Genomic DNA, 2216 nt, shown 5'->3' with positions numbered 1-2216 from the left:
CCTCTTTTCTGGCATTCAAGGGCAATTCTCAGGAAATCTCTCTGCAACCCCCCAAAAGGAAAATACTTGTAAAGCGCAAACGCCAGTATCATGAAGGCTCCTCTGGCAGAAGCTTCTCCAGATAGGGCCAGACATAATCGGGAGTCATGGGCGTGAAGATTTCCGGGTCGGCTTTAGGGAGCTGACGCTCAGGGCACTGGTCAACAGTCAGATGAGTTTGAGAGCTTCCGTAGGCTCCTACCCGGTCGGGACGGGTCGGACCATAGAGAGAAACAGCGGGTGTTTCCAGAGCTGCCGTTAGATGACCCAGTCCCGTATCGACTGCAACCGCAGCTTTAGCATTGGCTATGACGCCAGCAATGCACGTTAGACTGAGGCGTGGCAGCACCTCAATATTATCGGAACTCTTTGCAATGCAATTGGCTCGCTCTCTCTCTTTTTCGTTGCCCCACGGAATGACGATATGCATCCCAGCTGCCTGAACTTTTTGGGCCAGTTGACACCAGTAGGTTTCTGGCCAGTGTTTGGTAGGCCATGTGGTGCCATGGATAAAAACGACATAGGGTTTATTTTTAACCAGGTCGTCATCGAACCTGGATTGGTCGAGCAAAAACTGTCCGGGTTGCTCTGGCAATGGGTAGTTTAGCGATTTGGCGAACAGCTGACGTACACGCTCTACTGCGTGTTGTTCCCAGTTGACCGTTTGTGGAAAGTTATAAAATTTTGCAACAACAGGCTCTCTGGCTGAGTTTTTATCCAATCCGAACTTAGGGCCTTTTGCCATGCGGGTAATCAGGGCACTCTTCAGCAATCCCTGGGCATCAATGACGGCATCATACTGTCTGGCTTTAAGATCCTTGCGAAAACGACACCACTCTCCTGAACTGACTGTTTTCAGGATCGAATTTCGCCATCGGCGCACAGCGACAGGTATGACTTTATCGACAGCAGGGTGCCAGCGCGGGATTTCTGCAAACCCTTCTTCGACGACCCAGTCAAACCGGATACCCGGAATGGCTTTTGCGGCATCGGTTAGGGCTGGAAGCGTGTGAATTACGTCGCCCATAGATGTGGTTTTTACAATAAGCACTTTCAACCCTGAATCTCCAGAGTCTGTTCACCAGAGAGTCGCTTCAGGGCGTCCAGAACCATTTCGGGTCCCAGCTTTTTCATACAGTCCATATGTTCCAGAGGGCATTCACGTTTGAAACAGGGGCTACAGTTCAGTCCCAACCAGAGTGTTTCACTGTTGTCGTTCATTGGGGGGGTATGAGCGGCAGTGGTTGAGCCGTAGACAGCCACCAGTGGTCGAGAAAGTGCAGCGGCAATGTGCATAAGACCAGAGTCGTTTGAAACCACAGCGCTGGCCAAAGACATCAGGTCAACAGCATCGGCCAGAGTGGTTTGTCCTGCCAGATTAAAACAACGCTTTTGCAGGTTTCCGGGCAGGTAACTCATGATTTCATCGGTGACAGCGCGGTCTTTTTCGGAGCCGAATAACCATACTTGCCAGCCTTTCTGAGCCATCGTCAAAGCCACCTCGCCATAATAACCGGCAGGCCACTGTTTCGAGGGGCCGAATTCAGCGCCGGGACACAGCGCAAGAATGGGCAGGTCATCGGATAGTTGATAACGGTGCAATGCATTGGCAACACTATGGTTTTCAACACTCAAGGCGGGTTTGGGGAGAGGAGAGGGCAGTGGCGACTTTGCCGGATAGGCTAAAGCAACAAAGCGTTCAACCATCAGAGGGTATTGTTCTTTATCCAGAACTCTTAAGTCGTTGAGCAGGCCGTACCTCATTTCTCCCCGCCAGCCAATTCTGACGGGAATGCCAGCAAGGAATGGTATCAGGGCAGACTTCAGTGAGTTGGGTAGAAGAATGGCCACGTCATATCCTTCAGCTTTCAGGTTTCTGGCTATCCTGTTGCGCATGGTCAGATTCAGGCTGCCGTGTCCTACAGGCATATCTATCCCGCTGCGAACTTCAGGCATTCGCTCAATGATGGGGCGGCTCCAGCCTGGTGCCAGCACGTCGATGACAGCCTCTGAATGTTGTCGTTTCAGGGCAATGAACAAAGTCTGAGCCATTACCATATCCCCCACCCAGGAGGGACCGACAATCAAGTACTTCACGGTGTGGCAGTTCCTGTTTCCAGCTCTTGCAATTGGTCAAAGTGAACAACCTGATCTGGCTCTGATACGCATCCTTCCTC

At 51.6% G+C, this 2216-nt stretch carries 2 protein-coding genes; both read right to left on the bottom strand.

Features of this window, described 5'->3' with window-relative positions; genetic code table 11:
- Positions 1-88: 88 nt before the first annotated feature.
- On the bottom strand, positions 89-1090 hold the full coding sequence (gene waaC, locus KDK19_RS18240) for a lipopolysaccharide heptosyltransferase I (protein WP_257292524.1): 1002 nt from the start codon (positions 1088-1090) through the stop codon (positions 89-91).
- A 2-nt stretch (positions 1091-1092) separates the two neighbouring features.
- Positions 1093-2136 (bottom strand): lipopolysaccharide heptosyltransferase II, encoded by a 1044-nt coding sequence (gene waaF, locus KDK19_RS18235; RefSeq protein WP_257282282.1) that lies wholly within the window; start codon positions 2134-2136, stop codon positions 1093-1095.
- Positions 2137-2216 lie beyond the last annotated feature (80 nt).

The sequence above is a fragment of the Endozoicomonas sp. ONNA1 genome (genome assembly GCF_024606325.1).
Taxonomy (GTDB): Bacteria; Pseudomonadota; Gammaproteobacteria; order Pseudomonadales; family Endozoicomonadaceae; genus Endozoicomonas_A.
This window is presented reverse-complemented; position numbering and strand designations above follow the sequence as displayed.